24 protein-coding genes are annotated in these 22814 nt (G+C 72.9%); 8 read left to right on the top strand and 16 right to left on the bottom strand.

Translation table 11 applies throughout. The annotated features are described in order from the left end of the window. Together LEL83_RS10945 and LEL83_RS10940 are read right to left on the bottom strand one after the other, a co-directional pair. On the bottom strand, positions 1-1088 hold a 1088-nt coding region (locus LEL83_RS10945), incomplete at its 3' end, for a serine/threonine-protein kinase (protein WP_225558832.1). Positions 1089-1280: 192 nt separating this feature from the next. Beyond that, on the bottom strand, positions 1281-2105 hold the full coding sequence (locus tag LEL83_RS10940) for a phosphatase PAP2 family protein (protein ID WP_225558831.1): 825 nt from the start codon (positions 2103-2105) through the stop codon (positions 1281-1283). 103 nt (positions 2106-2208) lie between these two features. Between LEL83_RS10940 and LEL83_RS10935 the strand changes: the two genes are divergently transcribed. Continuing rightward, entirely contained in the window at positions 2209-2754 is a 546-nt protein-coding gene (locus tag LEL83_RS10935; RefSeq protein WP_225558830.1) for a hypothetical protein, read from the top strand. Between the two features lie 72 nt (positions 2755-2826). Here LEL83_RS10935 and LEL83_RS10930 read toward each other — a convergent pair whose 3' ends face one another. The 9 genes from LEL83_RS10930 to LEL83_RS10890 form a co-directional block, all read right to left on the bottom strand. Further along, complete coding sequence (locus tag LEL83_RS10930) at positions 2827-3096, bottom strand: hypothetical protein (protein ID WP_225558829.1); 270 nt, start codon at positions 3094-3096, stop codon at positions 2827-2829. Between the two features lie 23 nt (positions 3097-3119). Then, positions 3120-4805, bottom strand: a complete 1686-nt coding sequence (locus tag LEL83_RS10925; protein ID WP_225558828.1) for a bifunctional 3'-5' exonuclease/DNA polymerase — start codon at positions 4803-4805, stop codon at positions 3120-3122. 53 nt (positions 4806-4858) lie between these two features. Then, positions 4859-5053: a hypothetical protein gene (locus LEL83_RS10920; protein WP_017887924.1), complete on the bottom strand. Its 195-nt coding sequence runs from the start codon at positions 5051-5053 to the stop codon at positions 4859-4861. Between the two features lie 33 nt (positions 5054-5086). After that, positions 5087-5860 (bottom strand): hypothetical protein, encoded by a 774-nt coding sequence (locus tag LEL83_RS16245; RefSeq protein WP_225558827.1) that lies wholly within the window; start codon positions 5858-5860, stop codon positions 5087-5089. Then, on the bottom strand, positions 5857-6771 hold the full coding sequence (locus tag LEL83_RS10910) for a carbohydrate ABC transporter permease (protein ID WP_225558826.1): 915 nt from the start codon (positions 6769-6771) through the stop codon (positions 5857-5859). The genes LEL83_RS16245 and LEL83_RS10910 overlap by 4 nt, the downstream gene beginning before the upstream one ends. Continuing rightward, complete coding sequence (locus LEL83_RS10905) at positions 6768-7718, bottom strand: carbohydrate ABC transporter permease (RefSeq protein ID WP_225558825.1); 951 nt, start codon at positions 7716-7718, stop codon at positions 6768-6770. The genes LEL83_RS10910 and LEL83_RS10905 overlap by 4 nt, the downstream gene beginning before the upstream one ends. Before the next feature lie 117 nt (positions 7719-7835). Then, positions 7836-9140, bottom strand: a complete 1305-nt coding sequence (locus tag LEL83_RS10900) for an ABC transporter substrate-binding protein (protein WP_225558824.1) — start codon at positions 9138-9140, stop codon at positions 7836-7838. Positions 9141-9163: 23 nt separating this feature from the next. Beyond that, positions 9164-10384: a Gfo/Idh/MocA family protein gene (locus LEL83_RS10895; protein WP_225558823.1), complete on the bottom strand. Its 1221-nt coding sequence runs from the start codon at positions 10382-10384 to the stop codon at positions 9164-9166. A gap of 212 nt (positions 10385-10596) precedes the next feature. Continuing rightward, on the bottom strand, positions 10597-11385 hold the full coding sequence (locus tag LEL83_RS10890) for a DeoR/GlpR family DNA-binding transcription regulator (RefSeq protein WP_225558822.1): 789 nt from the start codon (positions 11383-11385) through the stop codon (positions 10597-10599). 132 nt (positions 11386-11517) lie between these two features. Between LEL83_RS10890 and LEL83_RS10885 the strand changes: the two genes are divergently transcribed. Genes LEL83_RS10885 through LEL83_RS10865 form a run of 5 tightly spaced genes read left to right on the top strand, consistent with a single transcriptional unit; the run spans position 11518 to position 16247 of the window. Then, positions 11518-12396 (top strand): SIS domain-containing protein, encoded by an 879-nt coding sequence (locus LEL83_RS10885; RefSeq protein WP_225558821.1) that lies wholly within the window; start codon positions 11518-11520, stop codon positions 12394-12396. Further along, on the top strand, positions 12396-13301 hold the full coding sequence (locus tag LEL83_RS10880) for an ROK family protein (protein ID WP_225558820.1): 906 nt from the start codon (positions 12396-12398) through the stop codon (positions 13299-13301). The genes LEL83_RS10885 and LEL83_RS10880 overlap by 1 nt, the downstream gene beginning before the upstream one ends. Then, positions 13298-14419, top strand: a complete 1122-nt coding sequence (locus LEL83_RS10875; protein ID WP_225558819.1) for an N-acetylglucosamine-6-phosphate deacetylase — start codon at positions 13298-13300, stop codon at positions 14417-14419. Before LEL83_RS10880 ends, LEL83_RS10875 begins: the two co-directional genes overlap by 4 nt. After that, the gene (locus LEL83_RS10870; RefSeq protein WP_225558818.1) at positions 14416-15414 is read left to right on the top strand and encodes a 1-phosphofructokinase family hexose kinase; all 999 of its coding nucleotides are present in this window, start codon (positions 14416-14418) and stop codon (positions 15412-15414) included. The genes LEL83_RS10875 and LEL83_RS10870 overlap by 4 nt, the downstream gene beginning before the upstream one ends. Further along, on the top strand, positions 15411-16247 hold the full coding sequence (locus tag LEL83_RS10865) for a class II fructose-bisphosphate aldolase (protein WP_198657089.1): 837 nt from the start codon (positions 15411-15413) through the stop codon (positions 16245-16247). Before LEL83_RS10870 ends, LEL83_RS10865 begins: the two co-directional genes overlap by 4 nt. A gap of 127 nt (positions 16248-16374) precedes the next feature. Here LEL83_RS10865 and LEL83_RS10860 read toward each other — a convergent pair whose 3' ends face one another. Together LEL83_RS10860 and LEL83_RS10855 are read right to left on the bottom strand one after the other, a co-directional pair. Then, entirely contained in the window at positions 16375-17781 is a 1407-nt protein-coding gene (locus LEL83_RS10860) for an L-serine ammonia-lyase (RefSeq protein WP_225558817.1), read from the bottom strand. 51 nt (positions 17782-17832) lie between these two features. Further along, positions 17833-18759 carry an NADP-dependent oxidoreductase gene (locus tag LEL83_RS10855; protein ID WP_225558816.1) on the bottom strand — a complete coding sequence of 309 codons (927 nt, stop codon included), beginning with the start codon at positions 18757-18759 and terminating at the stop codon, positions 17833-17835. Between the two features lie 93 nt (positions 18760-18852). On the opposite strand from LEL83_RS10855, the gene LEL83_RS10850 reads away from it, so the two are divergent. Further along, positions 18853-19671: a shikimate 5-dehydrogenase gene (locus LEL83_RS10850; RefSeq protein ID WP_225558815.1), complete on the top strand. Its 819-nt coding sequence runs from the start codon at positions 18853-18855 to the stop codon at positions 19669-19671. A gap of 133 nt (positions 19672-19804) precedes the next feature. Here the strand turns inward: LEL83_RS10850 and LEL83_RS10845 are convergent, their stop codons facing one another. Genes LEL83_RS10845 through LEL83_RS10835 form a run of 3 tightly spaced genes read right to left on the bottom strand, consistent with a single transcriptional unit; the run spans position 19805 to position 22407 of the window. Further along, on the bottom strand, positions 19805-20248 hold the full coding sequence (locus tag LEL83_RS10845; protein ID WP_198657092.1) for an SRPBCC family protein: 444 nt from the start codon (positions 20246-20248) through the stop codon (positions 19805-19807). A 5-nt stretch (positions 20249-20253) separates the two neighbouring features. Further along, complete coding sequence (locus LEL83_RS10840; protein ID WP_225558814.1) at positions 20254-21699, bottom strand: phytoene desaturase family protein; 1446 nt, start codon at positions 21697-21699, stop codon at positions 20254-20256. Positions 21700-21738: 39 nt separating this feature from the next. Next, positions 21739-22407, bottom strand: coding sequence for a hypothetical protein (locus LEL83_RS10835; protein ID WP_198657094.1), 669 nt, complete (start codon positions 22405-22407; stop codon positions 21739-21741). A gap of 103 nt (positions 22408-22510) precedes the next feature. On the opposite strand from LEL83_RS10835, the gene LEL83_RS10830 reads away from it, so the two are divergent. Continuing rightward, positions 22511-22786 (top strand): hypothetical protein, encoded by a 276-nt coding sequence (locus LEL83_RS10830; protein WP_225558813.1) that lies wholly within the window; start codon positions 22511-22513, stop codon positions 22784-22786. The last annotated feature ends 28 nt before the right edge of the window (positions 22787-22814 follow it).

Genomic DNA, 22814 nt, shown 5'->3' with positions numbered 1-22814 from the left:
GGGCCACCCGCGCCCGTCGCACCGCGGTCGTTCGCCTGGGCGCCGAGCACGGTCGTCGAGACGTCGTCGGCAGGGTTCGGGCGCTGGGTGTCGAGCAGCCGGGTGGCCTCGTCGCCGGCGGGCCGCGCTCCGCCGTCCGGCAGCTCGCTCGCCGGCATCGCCTGCGTCCGGTCGTCAGCAGCAGCGGCGGCACCGGCACCGGCGGCAGCCGCGACGCCGGCGGCACCGGCCGCGGCGGTCACCGCACCGGGCGCCCCGGGCAGCAGCTGCGTGGCGTTCGTCGGTTCGTCGCGACCCAGGGCGCGCAGCCGCTCGGCCGCCTCGGCCGCGGTCGGACGGTCGGCCGGGTCCTGCGCGGTCATGACGTGCAGCAGGGTGCGCCAGGCCGTCGGCAGGTGCTGGTCGATCTCGGGCGAGCGGGTCAGGCGCGCGGTCGCCGACTCGATCGCGCTGCCGGGGAAGGGCTGTCGGCCGGTCATCGCCTCGAGCAGCACGAGCCCGAGCGAGTAGACGTCGGCCTTGCCGGTGATCTCCTTCGCCAGGACCTGCTCGGGTGCCAGGTAGGCGGCCGTCCCCATCACGGTCCCGGTGCCCGTCACGCGCGAGGCGTCGCGGAGCAGGGCGATCCCGAAGTCGGCGAGCTTGACGTGCCGGCCGTCGCGCTCGAGCAGCACGTTGGCGGGCTTCACGTCCCGGTGCACGATCCCCTGCGCGTGCACGGCGCTCAGGCCGTCGGCGACCTGCGCACCCAGCCGGGCGGCGGTCGCGGGGTCGAGCGGGCCCTCGCGCAGACGGGTCGCGAGGTCGCTGCCCGGCACGAGTTCCATGACGAGGTACGAGTCGCCGTCGACGTCGTCGAGTGCGGCGTCGTAGAGCGTGACGAGCTCGGGTGCCCGTAGCGTCGCGAGGGTCTGGATCTCCGCCTCGGCGCGGGCGCGTTCGCCGCGGTCGACCGGGCCGATGCGGAACACCTTGACCGCGACCTCGCGACCGAGCTGCTCGTCGACCGCCCGGTACACGGACGCCATGCCACCGTGTCCGAGCGTGCCCGTGACGCGGTACCTGCCGCCGAAGACCCGTTCTTCCATGACCGCAACCTACCGGTCCGCGCTGACGGGGCCTCCCATCCGGGGCGCCGGAGGTGCTCGTCCCGCCGAGGGCCAGCGAGTGCCGCCGAGTGCGGTCGAGTGGCGGTGATCGCGGTCGAGTGGCGTCGAGTGAGCAGACGATGTCGGGTGCCCGGGCACGACCCGACGTCTTCTGCTCACCGGGTGCCCTGGTCAGGAACGCCCGAGGGCCCCCGGCTCCGGCTCGGGCTCGGCACCGCGGTGGAGCGCCGTCAGGTACAACCGGTGGGCCGTGATCACCAGGGCGAGCCACGCCAGCCCGAGCGCCCACGCCGCCAGCACGTCGGTGAGCCAGTGGTGCCCGAGGAACACCCGCGACGCACCCACCGACAGGACGAACAGCGTGCCGACGACGATGGTCCACACCCGTGTCACCACCCGCGACTGTCGCAGGAGCAGCAGGTACACGATCGTCCCCACGATCACCGTCGCGTTGAGCGTGTGCCCGGACGGGAACGACGGCGACGACTCGTACGGCGGCACCGCGTCGGACAGCGGCGGACGCGCCCGGCCGATCAGGTCCTTGCCCGCGATGGTCATGAGCAGCGACCCCCCGCTGGCCGCGACGAGGAGCACCAGCGGCGTCCACGCCCGACGCTGGACCGTGAAGCCGACCAGGAACCCGAGGGCGACGATCGGCATGCCGATGGTGCCGGCGATGTCCGTCCACCACGTGACCAGTCGGTCGCCCGTCGGGGACCGGAGCGTCAGCGCCCAGTCGAGCACGGGTCGGTCGAGCACGGCGACGTCGTCGGCTTCACGGACGGCGTCGTAGACCTCGGAGGCGATCCAGGTCGCGAGGACGGCGATGCCGACCCCGACGGCGAGGGTGAGGAGCAGGAGGGGCATCGCCCCGTACCGCTTGCCGAGCGCAGCCCACGCTCCGGCAATCCTGCGGCCGGCCCGGGACCGCCAGTGGGTCAGGTCGACGTCGCCGACGTGCCGGTCGGCGGCGGCGGCGCTGCGTTCGGTGTGCATCGGTCCACAGTGCCCGAACCACCAGGGAGCCGTCCCGGCAGCGTGCATCGACTGCCAGTATCTGACATGCTACGTTGCAACCTCGAAGAGATGGAGGATGAACATGCGGTCAACGAATCTGCGCGGGGTCACCGTCGCGTGCGGGGTGCTCCTTGCAACTATCGTCAGTGTGAGCATCACGGCACCAGCGAACGCGTCGGCTACGAAGGCCGTCCAGACCTACGGGCTCGACGGCATCACCGTGCAAGGCCTCCCGAGGTTCACGAACGAGGCGGCGCTCCTCGACTACGTCGCGACGAACGCGGTCAGTACTCGGCTCGACGCGGAGACCGGCAGGATCATCTCGGTCGCACCTGTCACGCCCGCTGAGCAACAGGCGAGGGTGTCCGTGCGGAACACCTGCAAGTCCGGAGATGCGTACTGGGCAGCCGCTGCGACGCCGTACACGAACAACTGCTTCTACGGCTCCGCCGGGACCTACACGTTCCCGAGGGGAGGCACGTTCTCGAGGAAGTTCTACATGGGGAGCCACACGGCGCGCGGCGGTTGGAAGTACGGCGGCAAGCAGAACCACACTCCGAAGCAGGGGCCAGGATCGGTTGCGACGCTCGACGCCGTGACACAGATCAACCGCGGCCAGCTCTACTGACCGTGCCCGCTCGGGTGCCCGAACCGCCCGGCAGCCGCCTGGCGGAGCGGGCGTCACCGACCCGGGGCCGCGTCACGCCCCGCTCGAGCGCCCCGCCCGGACAGCCCGCCGCGACCGCTGCAGGACGACGAGCCCCACCGTCAGGCCGACGGCGGCGATGAACGGTGTCGCGAACCACCCGAGGACGATCGGCACGGCCCGTTCCTCCGGAGCATCGACACGGAGCATCAGCGACCACGCGTACAGGGGGAGCGCGACGGTGGCGGCCCAGGCGACCACCACCAGGACGACGAGCAGCACGGCGGCCCCTCGGTGGTCGGAGCGTCGGGGGGTGTTCGTCACGAGCCCAGGGAACCAGACGCGGCTCAGTCCTTCGCGTCGGAGTACGCGCCCACGACGGCGACCGACAGCGGGAACGTCACCGGGAAGTCCTGGAACAGCAGCCGCCCGGCGTCCACCGCGGCCTCGCGGATCTGCGTCGCCACCCACTCCGCGTGCTCCGCCGGCGCGTGCACCACGATCTCGTCGTGCACGAAGAACACCAGGTGTGGTCCGTCGGTCACCGCCCCGGGGAACCGCGCGAGCAACCGCGACCGCAGCGACCCCATCCACGCGAGCGCCCACTCCGCCGCGGTCCCCTGCACCACGAAGTTGCGCGTGAACCGCCCCCAACTGCGGGCACGGGACTCCACCGCACGCTGCATAGCCGGGGTGCCCTCGACCGTGTACGCCTGGTTGCGGGCCTCGAACCACGAGTCCTCCGGCACCGGGGACGTCCGCCCGAGCAGCGTCGTCACGGGTTCGCCGCGCTCCCCCGCACGAGCGGCACGTTCGACCATGTCGAGTGCCTGCGGGAACGCCCGCACCAGGCGCGGGACGAGCCGCCCGCCCTCGCCCTGCGTCGCCCCGTACATCGCACCGAGCATCGCCAGCTTCGCCTGCTGGCGGGTCTCGACCGCCCCCGAGGCCACCACCCCGTCGTACAGGTCGCGCCCGTCACCGGCCGCGGCCATCGCCCGGTCGCCGGACATCGCCGCGAGCACGCGCGGCTCGAGCTGGGCGGCGTCCGCCACCACGAGCTTCCACCCGGGATCGGCGACGACGGCGCCGCGGATGCCCTTCGGCAGCTGCATCGCTCCACCGCCGTCGGCCGCCCACCGCCCGGTGACGACGCCGCCGACCACGTACTTCGGGTGGAACCGGCCGTCGCGGATCCAGTCGTCGAGCCACGTCCAGCCGTTCGCGGTGAGCAGCCGGGCCAGGCGCTTGTACTCGAGCAGCGGCTCGATGACCGGGTGGTCGATCTCCTGCAGCTCCCACTTCCGCGTGCTCGTGACCATCAGGCCGGTACGGCGGAGTGCCTTCAGGACGTCGGCGGGCGAGTCCGGGTTCAGCCCCGGGTCGCCGAGGCGGTCGCGCACGACGGCGGCGATCTCCTCGAGGCGTCGGGGCCGGACGCCGTACGGCACGCGCGGCCCGAGGGCGTCCTCGAGCAGGCGCTCGTGCACGTCGGCACGCCACGGCAGCCCGGCGTGCAGGATCTCGGCCGCGACGAGCGCGCCGGCCGACTCGGCGGTGAGCAGGAGCCGCAGCGCACCGGGAGCGTTCGAACCGGCGACGGCGGCGAGCTGCGCGCGGAACTCGGCGACCGGATCGACCTCGTCGTCCGGCACCGAGGCGGTGAACAGGGCGTCGTCGAAGAGCTGCGCCTGCGTCGGCCGGACGACCCGGGCCTCCGCCACGGGTGCGTCGAGGGCGTCGGCCGGCGCCCCGGCCAGCGCGGAACCGCGCGCGGCGAGCGCGCTGCGCAGGACGCGACGGCCGAGCCGCAGGTCGACACAGCGACCGACCCGTCCGCCCGCGGCGAGCACGGCCGGGTACCAGCGTGTGGTGTCGTCCCACACCCAGCGCACGCCCGGTGCGTCGTGGGCCGCGACGAAGGCCGGGAGGCCCGGCTCGTCCAGGCGGACCGGCTCGCCCCCGGCGGCCCCCGCGTCGGTCAGGGGCGTCGCGAGGACGCCGCCGTCGACACGGCGCAGGACGAGGTGCACGACACGATCATGCCGTGCCCCACCGACCCTGGCGGACCGGGGTCGGTGGGAGGTCACTCGCCGGGTCGGACCGCGGCGGTGTCGGCGACGTCGATGCGGACGTCGCCGTCCTCGGCACGGGACACCTCGACCCGCGGGTCGGCGTCGTGCTCGTCGGAACCGGACATGCGGCGGAACGTGTCCTGCCGGCGTTCCTCGAACGTCATGTCGACACCGTCGTCCAGGTGGTCGTGGTCGGGCTTCGTCATGCCGTGCACGGTACGCGGCCGGGGCTGCGCGGGTCAGGCGACGGGAGCCGTGCCGGTCCGTTCGGTCCACGCCCCGCCGCGAGCCCACCGGTCGAGCACGGCCGTGCGGAGTCGTCCGGCCGGCGCCGACGAACGGGCCGTCGCCAGCGGGACCCCGAACACGAACTTCGCCGCACTGGCGTCCCCCTCGGTGCCGTCGTGCGGTCCGGGCGGTGTGAGACGGAACCGGCGGGCGAACCGCACGAGGTTCGCGTCCGGCCCCAGGACGGCCGGCAGCCCGGGGTCGAGCATCCACGACCGGCACTGCCACCACCGGGCGGCGTGCTCCGGGGCGAGTCGGCGGAGCACCTCGGGTGCCGTCGCGAAGGCGAGGTCGCAGGCCGCGGGGTCGAGCGGCCCGCCCTCGGGCACGTGCACGTGCCAGGCCGGTGTGCCGTCCGCCAGGTGGTCGCCGACCTCGAACTGGAGGCGCCCCACCGCGACCACGCGGCCGGTCACCACCGCGACGAGCCAGTCGAGTCCGGCCCCGTCCAGCCCGTACCGTGCCAGCTTGCGCTCGACGTCGGCGACGGTCCCCTCCGCCAGCGCCCGCGGGAGCCCGCGGGCCTCCAGGGCGGCGGCGTTGCCCGGCGCGGCGGCGCGGAGCGCGGCGACCAGGAGGGTCTCCCGCGCCACCGGCGGCACGTCGGCGACGGTCGCGGCGAGCGCCGTCGCCACCGTCGCGGCGTCGTCCGGCGACCCGACGGCGGCGGCGAGGACCGCGACGGACGCGGGACGGGCCTCCAGACCGGGGACGACGGCCGTCACTTCAGGCCGGACGACGCGAGCCCGTCCATCACCCGCCGCTGGAGCACGACGAACATGATGAGCACCGGGGCCATGGCCATCAGGCTGGCCGCCATGAGCACCGGGTAGTCGATCGTCCGGTCGCTGGACAGCGTGGCGAGCCCGGCCGCCAGGGGCATGTCCTCGGCGCGGGTGGACACCACGAGCGGCCAGAGCAGCTCGTTCCACGACCACAGCACCGTCGTGATCGCGAGGACGCTGATCGACGGACGGGCCAACGGCAGCATGATCCGCCAGAACGTCTGGAACGGGTTCGCGCCGTCCATGCGCGCGGCCTCCTCGAGCTCCGGCGGCATGTTGAGGAACGCGGTCCGCATCAGGAACGTCCCGAACGCGCTGAACAGGCCCGGAGCGACGATGCCGGCGAGGGTGTCGAGCCAGCCCAGGCCCTGCACGATCTGGTACTGCGAGATGAGGTACACCTGCGACGGCACCAGCAGGATCGACAGCACGATCCCGAGGATGAGGCCGCGTCCGCGGAACCGCATGCGGGCGAACGCGTACCCGGCGAGGGTGCACAGCACGATCTGCGCGAGCGTCCGGATGAGGGTGACCCAGACCGACGTCGCGAGCTGGTCCAGGAACGGCAGGCGGTCGAACACCTGCGCGTAGTTCTGCCACTGCAGCTCCCCCGGCCAGAAGACCGGGGTGACCGACTGCACCTGTGCGTTCGTGGACAGCGACATGATGATCTGCCAGAGGAACGGGAACGCCATCACGAACCCGCCGACGCCGAGCACGACGTGGATCCACCAGTGGCTGCCCTGCCGCCGACGGGGGCGGACGCCCGACCGGGTGCGGACCCGGACCCCGGTGGTCGTCGTGGTCGGGGCGGCGGTCTCCGGGCGACGCGCTGCGATGGTGCCGGTCATGACTGGACCCACTTCTTCTGGACACGGAACTGGACGACCGTGATGATGCCGATGAGCAGGAAGATCACCATCGCGATCGCGGCCGCGAAGCCCTTGTCGCCGTCGACGAACCCGGCGTTGTAGAAGTAGAAGACGAGGGACATCGTCTTCGGGATCACCGGGTTGAGGGGCCCGAGGATCGCGTAGAGCAGGTCGAACAGCTGGAAGCTCGAGATCGTCGTGACGATGAGCACGAAGAAGATGCTCGGGCTGAGGAGCGGGACGGTGACCGAGCGGAACTGCCGCCACCGGCTGGCGCCGTCGAGCTCGGCTGCTTCGTAGAGCTCCGGCGGGATGTCCTTGAGCCCGGCGCCGAGGATGATCATCGAGAAGCCGAGCGACGACCACAGTCCGACCAGGGACACCGCCACGAGCGCGAAGCCCGGGGTGGAGATCCAGAACGGGCCGTCGATGCCGAACAGGCCGAGGAACGAGTTCACGATGCCGAAGTCGCCGTTGAACATGATGCGCCAGACCAGGGCGATCGCAGCAGGCATCGCGACGTAGGGCAGGAAGAAGAGCACGCGGTAGAACTGGGCGAACCGCAGGCCCGGGGTGTTCAGCAGGCTGGCGAGCCAGACCGCGATCGGGATGCCGAGCAGGACGATCGCCGTGTAGACGATCGTGTTGAGCAGCGACTGGTAGAGCTGCGGGTCGGAGACCAGGCGGACGTAGTTCGCGATCCCGCTGAAGCTCGCTCCGCCGAACACCCCCCAACTGGTGAACGAGTACCAGAACGTCTGGAGGATCGGCCAGATGAAGAACGTGCCGACGCCGATGAGCAGTGGCAGGACGAACAGCCACGGCCAGAGGCCGTCGGTGCGCGCTGCACCGCCGCGGCGGGCTCCGGGCGTCGTCGGGGGCGGAGACGCCTGTGTGGCGTCACGGTGCGGGGTGGTGGTCGTCATCAGGTCGCTCCTCGGCCAGGGCGGTCGGATCGGGTGCGACGCCCGGGCGTCGCGTGCGGGTGGGTCGCGGAACGGCCGACCGGCCGGGGATCAGGCCCGGCCGGTCGACCGGGCTCGTCACTCCTTGGCGAGTGCCGCGTCCATCTTCGCGGCCAGCTCCTCGGCGACCTCGTCGACCGGCTCCGAGCCGTCGAAGGCGCTCGGGAGCAGGTTCGTCTCGAGGGTGTTCCACGTGGCGGTGTTCTTCGACACGGGCAGCGGCTTCGCGTACTCCACCGCGTCGAGGAACACCTGCAGGTCGGCGTCCGGCATGGTCTTCGTGAACGCGTCCTGCGTCCCCGTGTACGCGGGGATGATCGCGCCCATGTCGCCCTGCTGCTGCTGGGCCGGCTTCGACGCCATGTAGGCCTGCAGCGCCTGCGCCGCCGCCTTGTTCTTCGAGCCCTCGGCCACGACGTTCGAGACACCGTGGATGACCGTGGCCTGCTCCTTGCCCTTCGGCAGGGGGTAGGCGACGACGTCCTGCTCGATGTCGCTGTCGATCAGCGCGGAACGGAACCAGCTGCCGCCCTGGTACATCGCGACCTTGCCGGAGGTGAACCACTGGTCGGCGGTGGTGTCGGTCAGCTGCTGCATCGTGGGCGACGCCCCGGACTCGATGAGGTCGGCCCAGAAGGCCAGCCCGGCTTCGGCCGCCTCGGAGTCGTACGCCGACTCCTTGCCGTCGATGACGGAGCCGCCGGCCTGGAAGATCGTGTCGTAGTAGGTGGTCTGGCCGTCCATGCCCGCGGCGGCGCCGTACGCACCCTTGCTCTTCAGCTTCTCGGAGAGCTCGGCACCGGTCTGCTGGAAGTCGTCCCAGGTCCAGTCCTTCGGCGGCATCGGGACGCCGGCCTGCTCGAACAGCGACTTGTTCATCCAGACGCCGATGGTGTCGAAGTCCTTCGGGACGCCGTACTGGGTGCCGTCGTACGTGTAGAGCTTGTTGAGCGCGGACGAGTAGTTCGCCGGGTCGATGGCGCCCGACTCGACCGAGTCGGTGATCGGGGCGAGCTTGCCGTTGGCTGCGTACAGCTGGAAGTTCGGGCCGTTCATCCAGAACAGGTCGGGCAGCGTGTTGCTCGAGCCCTGCGTCTGCAGCTTGGTGAAGTAGCTGGCGTACGGCGTGACGTCGACGTTGACCTTGATGTCGGGGTACTCCTCGTTGAACCCGGCGATGTTGGCCTTGATGGCCTTCACCTGGTTCTGGTCCCAGACGGCGTACGTCAGGTCCGCCTTGGTGTCCTTCGCGACCTCGCCGGAGCCGGACGCCCCGGACGACGAGGAGCACCCGGCGAGGAGTGCGGCCGCACCGAGCGCGGCGACGGCGCCGAGGAGGGCGCGGCGCACGCCGGTTCCTCGGGCGGGGATGTGTGCGGTCATCGGGAGGTCCTTTCGCACGGCCGTCAGGAGACGACGGTCTGGGTGGCGGGGGTGACGGGGTGGGTGAAGTGCGCGATCGTCCCGGCCGGCAGGGGCGGGACGTCGATCGGGACGGAGCCGTTGCGCAGCGACCGGGTCGCGAGTGCGCCCGCGGCGACCGCGGCGCGGGCCGCGAGCGGGGAGAGCTCCGTGGGTTCGCCGAAGGCGACGGACCGGAGGAACTCGGTCATGGTGAGCAGGTCGGCGTCGGCGTGGCCGTCCTCGACGCCGTCGACGGGGTACTCGCGGTCGCCCGCGGTGTCCCACCCACGGCGGTGGTTCCAGACCTTGACGACCCCGCCGCCGGTGTCGCCGATGTTCTCGAGCCGCCCCTCGGTCCCGATGACGGTGTAGTTCCGCCAGTAGTCCGGGGTGAAGTGGCACTGCTCGTAGCTGGCCTGCACCCCGTTGTCGAGCGTCATCATGACCATCGAGACGTCCTCGACGTCGACGACGGGGTTGAGCCCGGTCTGCTCGAGCGGCGGCCAGTTGTCGAACGAGAACCAGTCCCCCATCAGCTCGCCGCTGCGGTCCCGTCGGTCCTGCACGTCGCCGTAGACCGACAGCGACCCCATGCCGACGACCCGTGCGGTGTCGCCGCCGCCGAGGGCGTGGATGACGTCGAGGTCGTGGCTGGCCTTCTGCAGGAGCAGGGAGTTCACCTTCGAGCGGTCGGCGTGCCAGTCCTTGAAGTAGTAGTCGCCCCCGTTGCCGACGAAGTGCCGGCACCAGACGGCCTTCACCTCGCCGATCTCGCCGCGGTCGATTATGTCGCGCATCAGGCGGACCACCGCCGCGTGCCGGAAGTTGTGCCCCACGTAGAGGGGCGTGCCGGTCTCCGCAGCCGTGTTCAGCACCGCGTCGGCGTCCTCGACGGTGATGGCGAGGGGCTTCTCGAGGTAGACGGCGATGCCGGCACGGAGCAGGTCGATCGCGATCCCGGCGTGGGTCCAGTCCGGTGTCGTGACGATCGCCGCGTCCACGTGGCCCGTCAGGTCCCGGTGGTGCTCGGCGACCAGTGCGTCGGGGTACTCGGCGCGCCCACGCTCGCGGCCGGCGTCGGTGACGTCCGCCACGGCGACGATCCTGGCGCGGAGGGTCGGGTCGGCGGCGGTCGCCTCGGCGACGTGCCGTGCGATCGCGGACCGCTGGCCCATCCCGACCACCGCGATGCGGAGTCCTGCGTCATCAGCGCTCGTGCTCATCTCGCTCCCTTGCGTGATAGTGACGTCCATGATGCCGAATCGATCATGAATGCACAATAGGCGCTCAGGGATCGCTCACGGCAGGGGGTGCGGTCGGGTTTTACACGATCGAAACGTCATCGCAGCACCGGCGGTCGGCTGACGCCTGCACGGGACGGTCGAGGACGACGGGTCGATCGGACCCGAGCCGCGGCCTTCCACCCGGTCCAGCGTCAGTCGGCGACGACGAGCTCGACGCCGGCACTCGCCAGGTCGGCAGCGAAGCCCGAGGGCACGGGCTGGTCGGTCACCAGGACGTCGATGCGTTCGAGCGGGCAGATGCGCGCGAAGGTGGCGCGCTCGATCTTCGTCGAGTCGGCGACCACCACCACACGACGCCCCACCGACGCGAAGTGCCGGCTGACCTCTGCCTCACCCTCGTGCATCGTGGTGGCGCCGTACTGCCCGGTCAGGCCGTCGACGCCGAGCACGACCAGGTCGAGCGCGAACTCGTCGAGCGTGTCGCGCACCAGCGGCCCCACGAGCTCGTAGGACTGCCGCCGCGCCACGCCGCCGGTGACCACGATCTTGACGTTCGCGCGGACGGACAGCTCGTACCCGACGTTGAGGGCGTTGGTCACGATGGTGATGCCGAACTCGCCGTCGGCGCGGATGAAGCGCTCGCTCTTGCCGAGTTCGCGGGCGACCTCGGTCGTGGTCGTCCCGCCGTTCAGGCCGACGGTCTCACCCGGCTGCACGAGCTGGGCGGCGGCGCGGGCGATCGCGGTCTTCGCCTCGGCCTGCCGAGCGATCTTGTACTGCAGCGGGAGCTCGTACCCCGCGCCGAGTGCCGCCGCTCCCCCGTGCGTGCGCGTGACGAGCCGCTGGTCGGCCAGGGTCGCGAGGTCGCGTCGGGCCGTCGCCGCGGAGATCCCGAGCAGCTCGCCGATCTCGGCGATCGACACGTTGCCGCGTTCGCTCACCAGTTCGAGCAGGGCGTTCAGCCGCTGTTGGGGGGTCATGTCGGTCATCCTACGGCGTCCAGCGCGGCCGGTCGTGATCGGGAATGACGTTTTGCTCTTCCGTCGCGCACGATCGCTCGCTACGCTTCCTGATCATCGATCACCGGGATCGATCCGGACCGGGAGGCCTCCATGACCGACACCTTCGTGAGCGCCGAGCTGGCGTCCCAACCGGAGACCTGGCGGACCGCGGCGGGCCTGCTGCCGACGTTCGCGGGTGCGCTCCCCCAGCCGGGCGAACGCGTCGCGGTGGTCGGCTGCGGCACGAGCTGGTTCATCGCGATGAGCTACGCCGTCGCCCGCGAGCAGGCGGGCCTCGGGACCACCGACGCGTTCGCCGGCTCCGAGTACCCGGCGTCCCGTGAGTACGACCGCGTGGTCACCATCAGCCGGTCGGGCACGACGACCGAGATCGTCGACCTGCTCCGCGCCCTGCCGTCGCAGCGGACCGTCCTGATCACCGCCGTGCCGGACAGCCCGGCCGCGGCCGTCGCCGACGACGTCGTGGCCCTGCCCTTCGCCGACGAGCGGTCGGTCGTGCAGACCCGGTTCGCGACGACGACCCTCGCACTGCTGCGGGCGTCGATCGGTGACGACGTGGACGCCCTCGCCGCCCAGGCCGAGACCGCGCTGACGCTGCCGATCGACGACCTGCTCGATGCCGAGCAGGTCACGTTCGTCGGCCGCGGCGCCGCCGTCGGTCTGACCGCCGAGGCTGCGCTCAAGACGCGCGAGGCCGCGCAGTTCTGGGCGGAGTCCTACCCCGCCATGGACTACCGGCACGGGCCGATCGCCATCGCGCAGCCCGGTCGCCTGGTCTGGTCGCTCGGTGCCGCCCCGACGGGCCTCGCCGACGACGTCGCCGCCACCGGTGCCCGGTTCGTCCACCACGACCTCGACCCGATCGCCGGGCTCGTCGTCGTGCACCGGTTCGCCGTGGCCCTCGCCGAGCAGCGCGGGCTGGACCCGGACCACCCCCGGTCGCTCACCCGTTCGGTCATCCTCACCTGATGGCGTCCGCAGCGGCGGTGCTCGGGGTCGACGTCGGCGGCACGGGCATCAAGGCCCGGCTGACCGGCGCCGACGGGCTCGTCCTCGACGAGGTCCGGGTGCCGACGCCGCGCGACGACCCTCGGGCCGAGCAGCTGGCCGCGGTCGTCGGCGCGCTGGCGACGCAGGCCGCGGAGCGTGCACCGCTCGCGGCGGTCGGGCTCGTGACACCGGGTGTCGTCGACGAGACCACGGGCACCGTGGTCCTCGCGGTGAACCTCGGATGGCGCGACGTGCCGGTCGGTGACACCGTGCGGGCCGAGCTCCGACGTCGGGGGATCGACGCTCCGCTCGCCGTCGGTCACGACGTCCGTGCCGGTGCGCTGGCCGAGGTCCGCGCCGGTGGTCCGGCACTGGCCCGCGGGTCGGTCGCCTTCGTGCCGGTCGGCACCGGGCTCGCGAGTGCGCTCGTGGTGGACGGTCACGTCGTGCCGGGCGGCGGCTGGGCGGGGGAGATCGGCCAGGTGCGGATCACCGCCGGGCCGCACGCCGGACTGCGCGTCGAGGAGATCGCGTCCGCCGGTGCGGTCGCGCGTCGGACCGGGACGGCCTCCGCGCTCGACGCGGTCCGTCGGGTGCACGCGGGCGACCCCGTCGCGACCGCCGTCTGGGACGACTGCGTGGCGGTGCTTGCCGATGCCCTCGCGTGGACCACGGCCGTCGCGGGCTGCCACACGGTCGTCGTCGGCGGGGGACTCGCCCTGGCCGGCGACCTGCTCTTCGACGGGCTCCGTGCCCGCCTGACCGAACGCCTCGTCGGCGTGCGCGTGCCGGCCGTCGTCGCGGCGCAGCACGGTGACGCCGCCGGTGCGATCGGCGCCGACGCGCTCGCACGGCACCTGCTCGAGACCGGGGTGCTGGTGTGACCACGCTCGTCCGCGCCCCGCGCATCCTGACCGCCACCGACGACGTGCACGACGGCTGGCTCGTGGTCGACGAGGACGACGACACCGTCCAGGCCGTCGGGCGGGGGACGCCACCACCGACCGACACGGTGCGCACCCTCGACGGCACCGTCGTCCCCGGCTTCGTGGACCTGCACGCCCACGGTGCGCTGGGCCACGACTTCGCCACCTGCTCCGTCGACGGTGCCCGGACCGCGGTCGCGCACCACCGCTCACGGGGGACCAGCGCGCTCGTCGCCTCGGTCGCCACCGGAACGCCGACGGACACCGCCGCCGCACTCGCACGGCTCCGGCCGCTCGTGGCGGACGGCACGCTCGCCGGACTGCACCTCGAGGGGCCGTGGCTCGCTCCGGCCCGACGTGGTGCCCACCGAGCCGACCTCCTGCACGCACCGGCGCCGGCCGAGGTGGACGCCTACTGCGAGGCAGCCGGCGGTGCGCTCCGCATCGTCACGCTCGCACCCGAGCTGCCGGGCGCCCTCGACGCCGTCGCACGCCTCACCGCCGCGGGGGTGGTCGTCGCGATCGGCCACACCGACGCCACCGCCGACCAGACCCGCCGCGCGATCGACGCCGGCGCCTCGCTGGTCACCCACCTGTTCAACGGCATGCCGCCGCTGCACCACCGCGCGCCCGGACCGGTCGGGGTCGCCCTGACCGACGACCGCGTGCTGCTCGAGTGCATCGTCGACGGGCACCACCTCGACCCCGCGACGGTCGCGCTCGTCCAGCGGAGCGCCCCCGGCCGCACCGTCCTGGTCTCCGACGCGATGTCGGCGACCGGCTGCGCGGACGGCGAGCACACGGTGGCCGGTTCCGCGGTGTCGGTCCGCGACGGGATCGCCGTGCTCAGCGACGGCTCGTCGCTGGCGGGGAGCACGATCACCGTCGCCGACGCCGTCCGTCGGCTCGTGGCCGCGGGCACACCGCTGCCCGAGGTCGTCGCCGCCTCGGCCGGACGCGCGGCCGCCCTGCTCGGGATGCCGGCGCCGTTCACGGTCGGCACACCCGCCGATCTGCTGGTCCTGGACCCGGTGACCGGCGACGTGCACGACCTGCCGACGGAGGTGACCGCGTGATCCTCGTCGTCACCCCGAACCCCGCGGTCGACGTGACCTACCGGGTCGCCGAGCAGCGCATCGGCGAGACCCAGCGCGTGCTCGAGGTGCAGCGGCGCCCGGGCGGCAAGGGGCTGAACGTCGGTCGGGTCCTTGACGCCCTCGACGTCCCGACCCGAGCCGTCCTGCCGCTCGGGGGCACCGCGGGCCGGTGGATCGCGGAGGCGCTCGGCGCCCTCGGGCTCGCACACACCGACGTCGCCGTCGCGGGGGAGACCCGGACGACGGTCACGGTGGTCGACGACGCGGCCCACCCGACGATGTTCGGCGAACCCGGACCCGCGCTCAGCCCCCTCGAGTGGGACGCGGTCGCCGCGGCCGTCGACGAGCTGCTCGACGGCGCCGACGTGCTCGTCGTGTCCGGTTCGCTGCCGGGCGGCACCGATCCCGCCGTGGTCGCGCGCTGGGTGACGGCCGCCCGTGCGCGCGGCGTCCGCACGGTGGTCGACTGCTCCGGCCCGGCGCTCCTGGCGGCCGCGGTCGCCGGCGTCACCGTCTGCAAGCCGAACCGCGAGGAACTGCTCGCCGCCACCGGCACCGACGACGAGCGGACGGGCGCGCTGCACCTGCTCGCTCTCGGAGCGGCCGTCGTCGTGGTCTCGCGGGGATCGGACGGCATCGCCGCCCACACCGCGGAGCACGTGCTCGAGGTCCCCGCGGTCCCGGGCGTCTCCGGCAACCCGACTGGAGCGGGAGACGCGGCGACCGCCGGGCTCGTCCGCGCCCTCGTGACCGACGAGGACGACACGGCGCTCCACGAGCAGGACGACACGGCGCGCGACGGCGGCACACCCCTCGACGACGCCACCCTGCTCCGCGCCCTCCGGTCCGCCGCCGCGCACGGTGCCGCCGCCGTCCTGCAGCCGGTGGCCGGCGAGGTCGACCCGGCCGACGTGCACCGCTTCCTGTCCGGACCACCCGCCCCCACCTCCGACCGAACGAGGACCCCCGCATGATCACCGACCTCGCCCTCACGGGTCTGCTCGACACCGCCCGCACCGCCCACCGCGGGGTCGGCGCCTTCAACGTCGTCCTGCTCGAGCACGCCGAGGCCATCGTCGCCGGCGCCGAGTCGGCGGGCCTGCCGGTCGTCCTGCAGATCAGCGAGAACTGCGTCCGCTACCACGGCGGACTCGCGCCCATCACGACCGCGACCCAGGCCGTGGCCCGGGCCGCCGACGTCGACGTCCTCGTGCACCTCGACCACATCGAGGACCCGGACCTCGTCGCCGCGGGCATCGACCTGGGCGTCGACTCGGTCATGTACGACGGCTCCCACCTGGACTTCGCCGCCAACGTGGCCGCCACGCGCGCGCTCGCCGAGCGGTGCCACGACGCGGGGATCGCGATCGAGGCGGAGCTCGGCGAGGTCGGCGGCAAGGACGGCGTGCACGCGCCCGGCGTGCGGACCGACCCGACCGACGCCGCGGCATTCGTGGCGGACACCGGGGTCGACGCGCTGGCCGTCGCCGTCGGGACCTCGCACGCCATGCAGACGCGCGAGGCCGCGGTGGACCGTGCCCTCGTCGAGCGCCTGCGGGCCGCGGTGCCCGTGCCGCTCGTGCTGCACGGGTCGTCCGGGTTGTCCGACGACGAACTGCGCGGCGCGGTCCGGGCCGGGATGACGAAGATCAACATCTCGACGCACCTGAACGGCCTGTTCACCCAGGCGCTGCGCTCCGTGCTCGACGAGCGTCCGGACGTCGTCGACCCGCGCAAGTACGTGGGGGCCGGGCGGGACGCCGTGGCCTCGGAGACGGCACGCCTCCTGACGCTCCTGCACGGCTGACACCGACGGCGCGGCTGCGGCGACGGCACGGGCAGCACGCACGCCCGCGCCGACTGCTGCGGCGACGGCACAGGCAGCACGCACGCCCGCGCCCGCGCCGACTGCTGCGGCGCCGAGCCCGAAGGCCTCAGCAGAGCGGGACGTTCACCGCGAGCCCGCCCATCGCGGTCTCCTTGTACTTCGACGACATGTCGGCCCCGGTCTGCCGCATCGTCTCGACGACCTGGTCGAGCGACACGTGGTGCACCCCGTCGCCCCGCAGGGCCATCCGCGCGGCGTTGATCGCCTTGTTCGCGGCGATCGCGTTGCGTTCGATGCACGGGATCTGCACCAGGCCACCGATCGGGTCGCACGTCAACCCGAGGTTGTGCTCCATCGCGATCTCGGCGGCGTTCTCGACCTGCTCGGGGGTGCCGCCGAGCACCTCGGCCAGGCCGGCCGCGGCCATCGACGCCGCGGATCCGACCTCGCCCTGGCACCCGACCTCGGCTCCGGAGATCGAGGCGCGTTCCTTGTAGATCGAGCCGATCGCCCCCGCCGTCAGCAGGAACCGCACGACGGCGTCGTCACGCTCCGCCGAGGACGCCCCGGCGACCGCCGGCACGTAGGTGAGCGCGTAGTACACGACCGCGGGGATGATGCCGGCGGCCCCGTTCGTCGGTGCGGTGACGACCCGCCCACCGGTGGCGTTCTCCTCGTTGACGGCCATGGCGACCAGGTTCACCCACTCCATCGCGAACAGCGGGTCGTGGTCGGGGTCCTCGCGCGTGAGCTGCTCGTGCCAGGTCGCGGCCCGCCGTCGGACGTCGAGCCCGCCGGGCAGGCAGCCGTCGCGCCGGACGGAGCGCTCGACGCAGGACTCCATCACGGCGTGGATGCCGAGCAGGCCCGACCGGACCTCGGACTCCGGACGGTGGACGGCCTCGTTGGCGAGCGCGACGCCGCTGATCGGCAGACCCGAGCCCGTGCAGGCGGCGAGCAGCTCGGCGCCGCTCGAGAACGGGAACGGCACCGCGTCGTCGACCGGGATCGCGGCACCGGCGACGGCGGAGGGCGCGTCCACCGCGGGTTCGGTGGCCTCGTCCCGCGTGATGAACCCACCGCCGATCGAGTAGTAGGTCTCGTCGGCCAGATCCATCCCGGCGGCGTCACGGGCGCGCAGCCGCATGGCGTTCGGGTGCCGCGGCAGCATCGTCAGGGGGTGCAGGACGATGTCGGTCAGGCGGAAGGGCACGCGGGCGCCGCCGTCGAGCTGCAGCACACCGTCACGCTGCAGGGCGTCGAGCGCAGTGGCCATCGCGTCGGGGTCCACCGTCTCGGGGTGGGACCCCATGAGTCCGGCGACGACCGCACCGAGGGTGCCGTGCCCCTGCCCGGTCGAGGCGAGCGAGCCGTACAGGTCGACGACCACGGTGTCGACCGGCAGGCCGCGGACGAGCGCGGCGAACTCGGCACCAGCCCGCATCGGCCCGACCGTGTGCGAGCTCGAGGGGCCGACACCGATGCTGAACAGATCGAAGACGGAGACCGGCACGCGGCCACACTAACCCGTCTGGACGGGTCGGGCCTCAGCGCTGCCGATCGGTCAGGGGACGAGCACGATCTTGCCGCGCGTGTGCCGCTGCTCGAGCTCCTCGTAGGCATCCTGCACGCGCTCGAGCGGGTAGGTGGCGGCGATCGGCACCTCGATCGCGCCGCTGGCGACCTGCATGGCGAGCGCGCCGAGGATCTCGGGGTCGGCCGTGTCGGCGCTGCCGGAGGCCTTCGCCCCGACCTCGGCCGCCTCGTCGAACGCGATGATCGTCTCGATGCGGTCGGCGGGCACACCCAGGGCGATCCCGAGCCGGACGTACTCCGGCCCGTACGTGTCGATCACGGCGTCGACGCCGTTCGTCGCGAGTTCGGCGATGCGCTCCTGCAGCCCCTCGCCGTACGCGACGGGTCGGGCGTGCTTGGAGCGGAGCCACTCGTGGTTCGCCTCGGACGCGATCGCGATCACGTCGATGCCCTCGTTCGTCAGCATCTGCGTGACGAAGCCGCCCACGCCACCGGCGGCACCGGAGACCACGACGGTCTCACCGACGCGCGGGTCGACGGCCCGGACTGCCGCGGCCGCAGTGGTGGCGATCACGTCGAGCCCGCCCGCGACGGTCCAGTCGAGCAGGCGCGGCTTCTGCACCACCTGGCCGGCCGGCACCGAGACGTACTCGGCGTGGCTCGCACGGTCCCACGACCACCCGATGACCTCTTCGCCCTCGTCGACCCCGTCGACCTCGGGCCCGACGGCCACGACGATGCCCGCGAAGTCCGTGCCCTGCCCCGACGGCACGTCGCCGCCGACCAGACCCTGGCGGATGGCGGACTCACCGGGGTTGATGCCGGCAGCGCGGACCCGGACGAGCACCCGGCCGGGCGTCACCTCGGGCACGGGCACCTCGGCGACGTGCAGCACGGAGCGGTCGCCCCACTCGTCGAATCGGACAGCGCGCATGGTCTCCGGGATGGCAGTCATCACGTCCGACGCTACCCCGCGCTCCAAGACTGGTCCGCGTGGACCGCTCCATCCGCACACCCGCGGGGAACGCGGCAGTGGGAGACTGTCGCCATGCCCATCCTGAACAAGGACATGCAGGTCTGCATGTCACTGGCCGCCCGCCCGAGCAACATCGGCACCCGGTTCCACAACTTCCTGTACGACGAGCTCGGTCTCAACTTCCTGTACAAGGCGTTCACGACGACCGACCTGCCCGGCGCCGTCACCGGCATCCGCGCGCTCGGCATCCGCGGCTGTTCCGTGTCGATGCCGTTCAAGGAGGCGATCATCCCGCTCGTCGACCACATCGAGGAGTCGGCGGCGGCGATCCAGTCCGTCAACGCGGTCGTGAACGACGACGGGGTGCTCACGGCGTCGAACACCGACTACGAGGCGGTCGCCGCGCTGCTCGGCTCGCACGGCGTCGACCCGTCGTCCCGCGTGCTGCTCCGCGGTTCCGGCGGGATGGCGAAGGCGGTCACCGCGGCGTTCCGGGGCGCGGGCTTCGAGCAGCTGACGGTGGTCGCCCGCAACGAGCAGACCGGTCCGGCGCTCGCCGAGCAGTACGGCTACGGGTGGGTCGCCGAGGAACGCGAGGCGGGGGAGACCGACGTCGTCGTGAACGTCACGCCGCTCGGCATGCGCGGCGACCGGCAGGACGCGCTCGCCTTCACGCCGGAACGGATCGAGGCCGCGCACACCGTCTTCGACGTGGTCGCGTTCCCGTCCGAGACCCCGCTCGTGCGGGCGGGCCGAGACGCCGGCAAGCACGTCGTCACCGGCGCCGAGGTCATCGCCCTGCAGGCGGCCCGTCAGTTCGAGCGCTACACGGGTGTCGCGCTGACGGACGACCAGGTGGCGCGCGCCAGCGCCTTCTCGCGCGCCGAGTAGCCGGGACCCGGTGTCGGCCGGGAGGTGGGCCCCACCCGCCGGTTCCGGCGTGACGCGCCAGCGGCACGACGGCCGTGACGGGAGGGACGTGGCGGCGCCGCCACGGGCCTCCCGGCCGTCTCGTGGGGACGTCTCAGGCGTTCGCCGCGCGCCCGGCCGCGACCCAGCTGAGCCGGCGGATGCTCTCGCGGTTGCGGAACCAGATGCCCGGCTGCGCGATGAAGCCGGGGACGAGCGATCCGGGGCCCTCGACCGGGTTCTCCCGCAGGGTCACGCGGCAGCCGCGCGGGTGCGGTTCGACCTCGACCTCGACCCGGGCCTCACCGACCGGCCACCCACGCGCCTGGATGACCAGCCGCCGGGGCTCGTCACGCTCCAGGACGGTCGTGGTGTCGTTGATGACGAACGGCCAGACGCCGAACGAGTGGTGGATCCGGGTGCCCACGGCCGGCCATCCCGGGTCCGCACCACGCATCCGCGAGGCACCGACCACCCACGTCGGGTAGAGCCAGCCGTCGCGGAGGACGTCGAAGACGGCCTCGGGGGAGCAGTGGAAGATGCGGACGTTCTTCGCCATGGTGATCAGCCTTCCGGGGTGAGGTCGACGTCCTCCGGCAAGCCGAAGGTGTGCCGCAGGGCGCTCTTCGCGGCGTGCCAGCCGGCCATGCCGTGCACACCGGGGCCGGGCGCGGAGGACTCGGAGCACAGGTACATGCCGCCGCCCATCCGCCACGGGTCGCTCGACAGGACGGGGCGCTTGACGAGCTGCCAGAAGCTCGCGGCGCCGGCGGCGATGTCGCCACCGACGTAGTTCGGGTTGTACTCGCCCATCTGCACGGCGGTGCGGGAGCTCGACGCCAGGACGGTGTCGCGGAACCCGGGCGCGAAGCGCTCGATCTGCCGCGTGACGACCTCGGTCGGGTCGACGTCCGACCCGGCGGGGACGTGCGCGTAGGCCCAGAACACGTGCTTGCCCTCTGGTGCGCGCGACGGGTCCACCACCGTCGGCTCGGCCCCGAGGACGTACGGACGCTCGGCGTGCTGCCCCTGCGCGACGGCGCGTTCGGCATCGGCGATCTCGGCGCGCGTGCCACCGATGTGCACCGTCCCGGCCCGGCGCAGGTCGTCGTTCGTCCACGGCACCGCGTCGGACAGCGCGAAGTCGACCTTGGCCGCCGCGTTGCCGAACCGGAAGCGTCGGAGTGCCCCGCGCTTGGGCGTGGGGATCTGCTCCCCCGCGATCTGCAGCATGCCGGGCACGCTCGTGTCGAACAGCACCGCCTTGGCGGGGGTCAGGTCACCGAGCGACCGGACCTCGTGCCCGGTGACGATGCGACCGCCGTGCGCGACGAGGTCGGCGGCGAGCGCGTCGACGATCGCCTGGCTGCCGCCGATCGGCACCGGCCACCCGCGGGCGTGCGCGTACGAGCCGAGCGAGAGCGCCGCGGCGGCGGTGGACAGCGAGGGCAGGTGCTGGATCGAGTGCGCGGCGACACCGGACACCATCGCCGGCGCGGTGTCCCCGCGGAAGCGCAGGTTCCACGCGCTGCTGCCCTGCTCCAGGGCGCGCAGGCCGAACTGCAGGACGGTGAGCGGATGGCGCGGGACGTGCAGCAGGGCGTCGGTCGCGAAGTCGGCGACCTGGTCGGCGTGCCGGGACAGCGGTGCCATCAGGTGGCGGAAGGCCGCCCCGTCCACGCCGAGCCCCTCGGCGGTGCGGTCGATGTCCTGGTACGCGATGCCCGCACGGCCGCCGTCGAGCGGGTGGCCGTACTGCACCTCGGGCAGGCGGAGCTCGATGCGCTCCTCCATGCGGAACAGCCGGAAGAACTCGGACTGCAGTGCCATCGGGTGCACGGCGGAGCAGACGTCGTGCAGGAACCCGGGCAGGGTGAGCTCGGCCGTGCGGGCACCACCGCCGATCGTGTCGTTCCGCTCGACGACCTCGACCGACAGGCCGGCCCGGGCGAGCGTCACCGCCGCAGCGAGCCCGTTCGGTCCTGCTCCGACGACCACCGCATCAACCATGCACCGAGCCTAGGGACTCGCGACTGCGCGTGGTACCGGTCAGGGGCGGGCGGTGTCCGGGTCGGCGGGGTCGGACTCGTCCTGGTCGCCGTCGGCGTCGTCCGGCTCGTCGGCGTCGATCGCGGTCGAGCCGACGGGGTGCTCGGCGAGCAGGGCGGCGAAGTCCTCGTCGAGCATCTGCTGCAACCGGTCGTCACGGCCGACCTCGTAGTCGTCTGCCGGTCGCTGGGCCCACCCGAGGCGTCCGACGACGGTGGTGCCGATGTCGTCCCAGGCGCGGGCCCGGGCCTGCAGCACGACCCGGTCGACGAAGTGCTGGTCGTCCCGACGCTTGTCGAGCATCGTGGCGAGCTGCTCGTAGGTGGCCTCGCGCATCCGGAGCTTCAGGTCGTCGCCGCGCCGGTAGTCGTGCTGGTGCCGGGAACGGCCCCCCTGCTTGCTCGACCGCGACCGGATCTCGCGCATCCGGGCGGCGTCGCCCCGCTGTTCCTCGGCCATGCGGTGCAGTTCCTCGCGAGCGGCCTGGGCGATGAGCGCGTGGTCGAAGTACCCCTGGTCGCGCAGGGCGTTCGTGATGATGCGGTTCGCCACGGCGATGGTGACCGCGGCCTGCGCGATGAGGAACCCCTCGTCCACCGCCCGCTTCAGTTCGACCTGGCTGATGGGTCGATCGCGCACGTCGTGGTTGCGTCGTCCGAACAGGGCCATGCTCCGACAGTACCGGCGACCGGTGTCCGTCCGTCTGCGGGTGGACGCCGGATCACGCCCGGGAGGGACGACCCGCCCGGTCCGCGCCCGTAGCGTCGGGTGCATGGTCACCACCTCGGAATCCCCCCGCACCGGGCGCGGCACGGCGAGCCTCGTCCTCGGCATCTGCTCGCTCCTGGCCGGCTGGACCTTCCTCGCGCCGGTGGTCGGCCTGTGCCTGGGGATCGCGTCGCGCGGCCGGGAGCCGTTCGCCCGCGGTCGGGCCGGCTGGGGGATCCTGCTCAACCTGGTGGCGCTGGCCGTGTGGATCCTGTTCGTCGTCCTCGCCGTGGTCGGCGGGGCGTTCGCCGTGTGGCAGCGCGCGGTGCACGGCGCCTGACGCCGGCGTGCACCGACACCGGCGCCGC

The sequence above is a fragment of the Curtobacterium oceanosedimentum genome, from assembly GCF_020297365.1.
Classification (GTDB): domain Bacteria; phylum Actinomycetota; class Actinomycetes; order Actinomycetales; family Microbacteriaceae; genus Curtobacterium.
The sequence above is the reverse complement of the archived record's forward strand: the minus strand, read 5'-3'. Positions and strand labels throughout refer to the sequence as shown.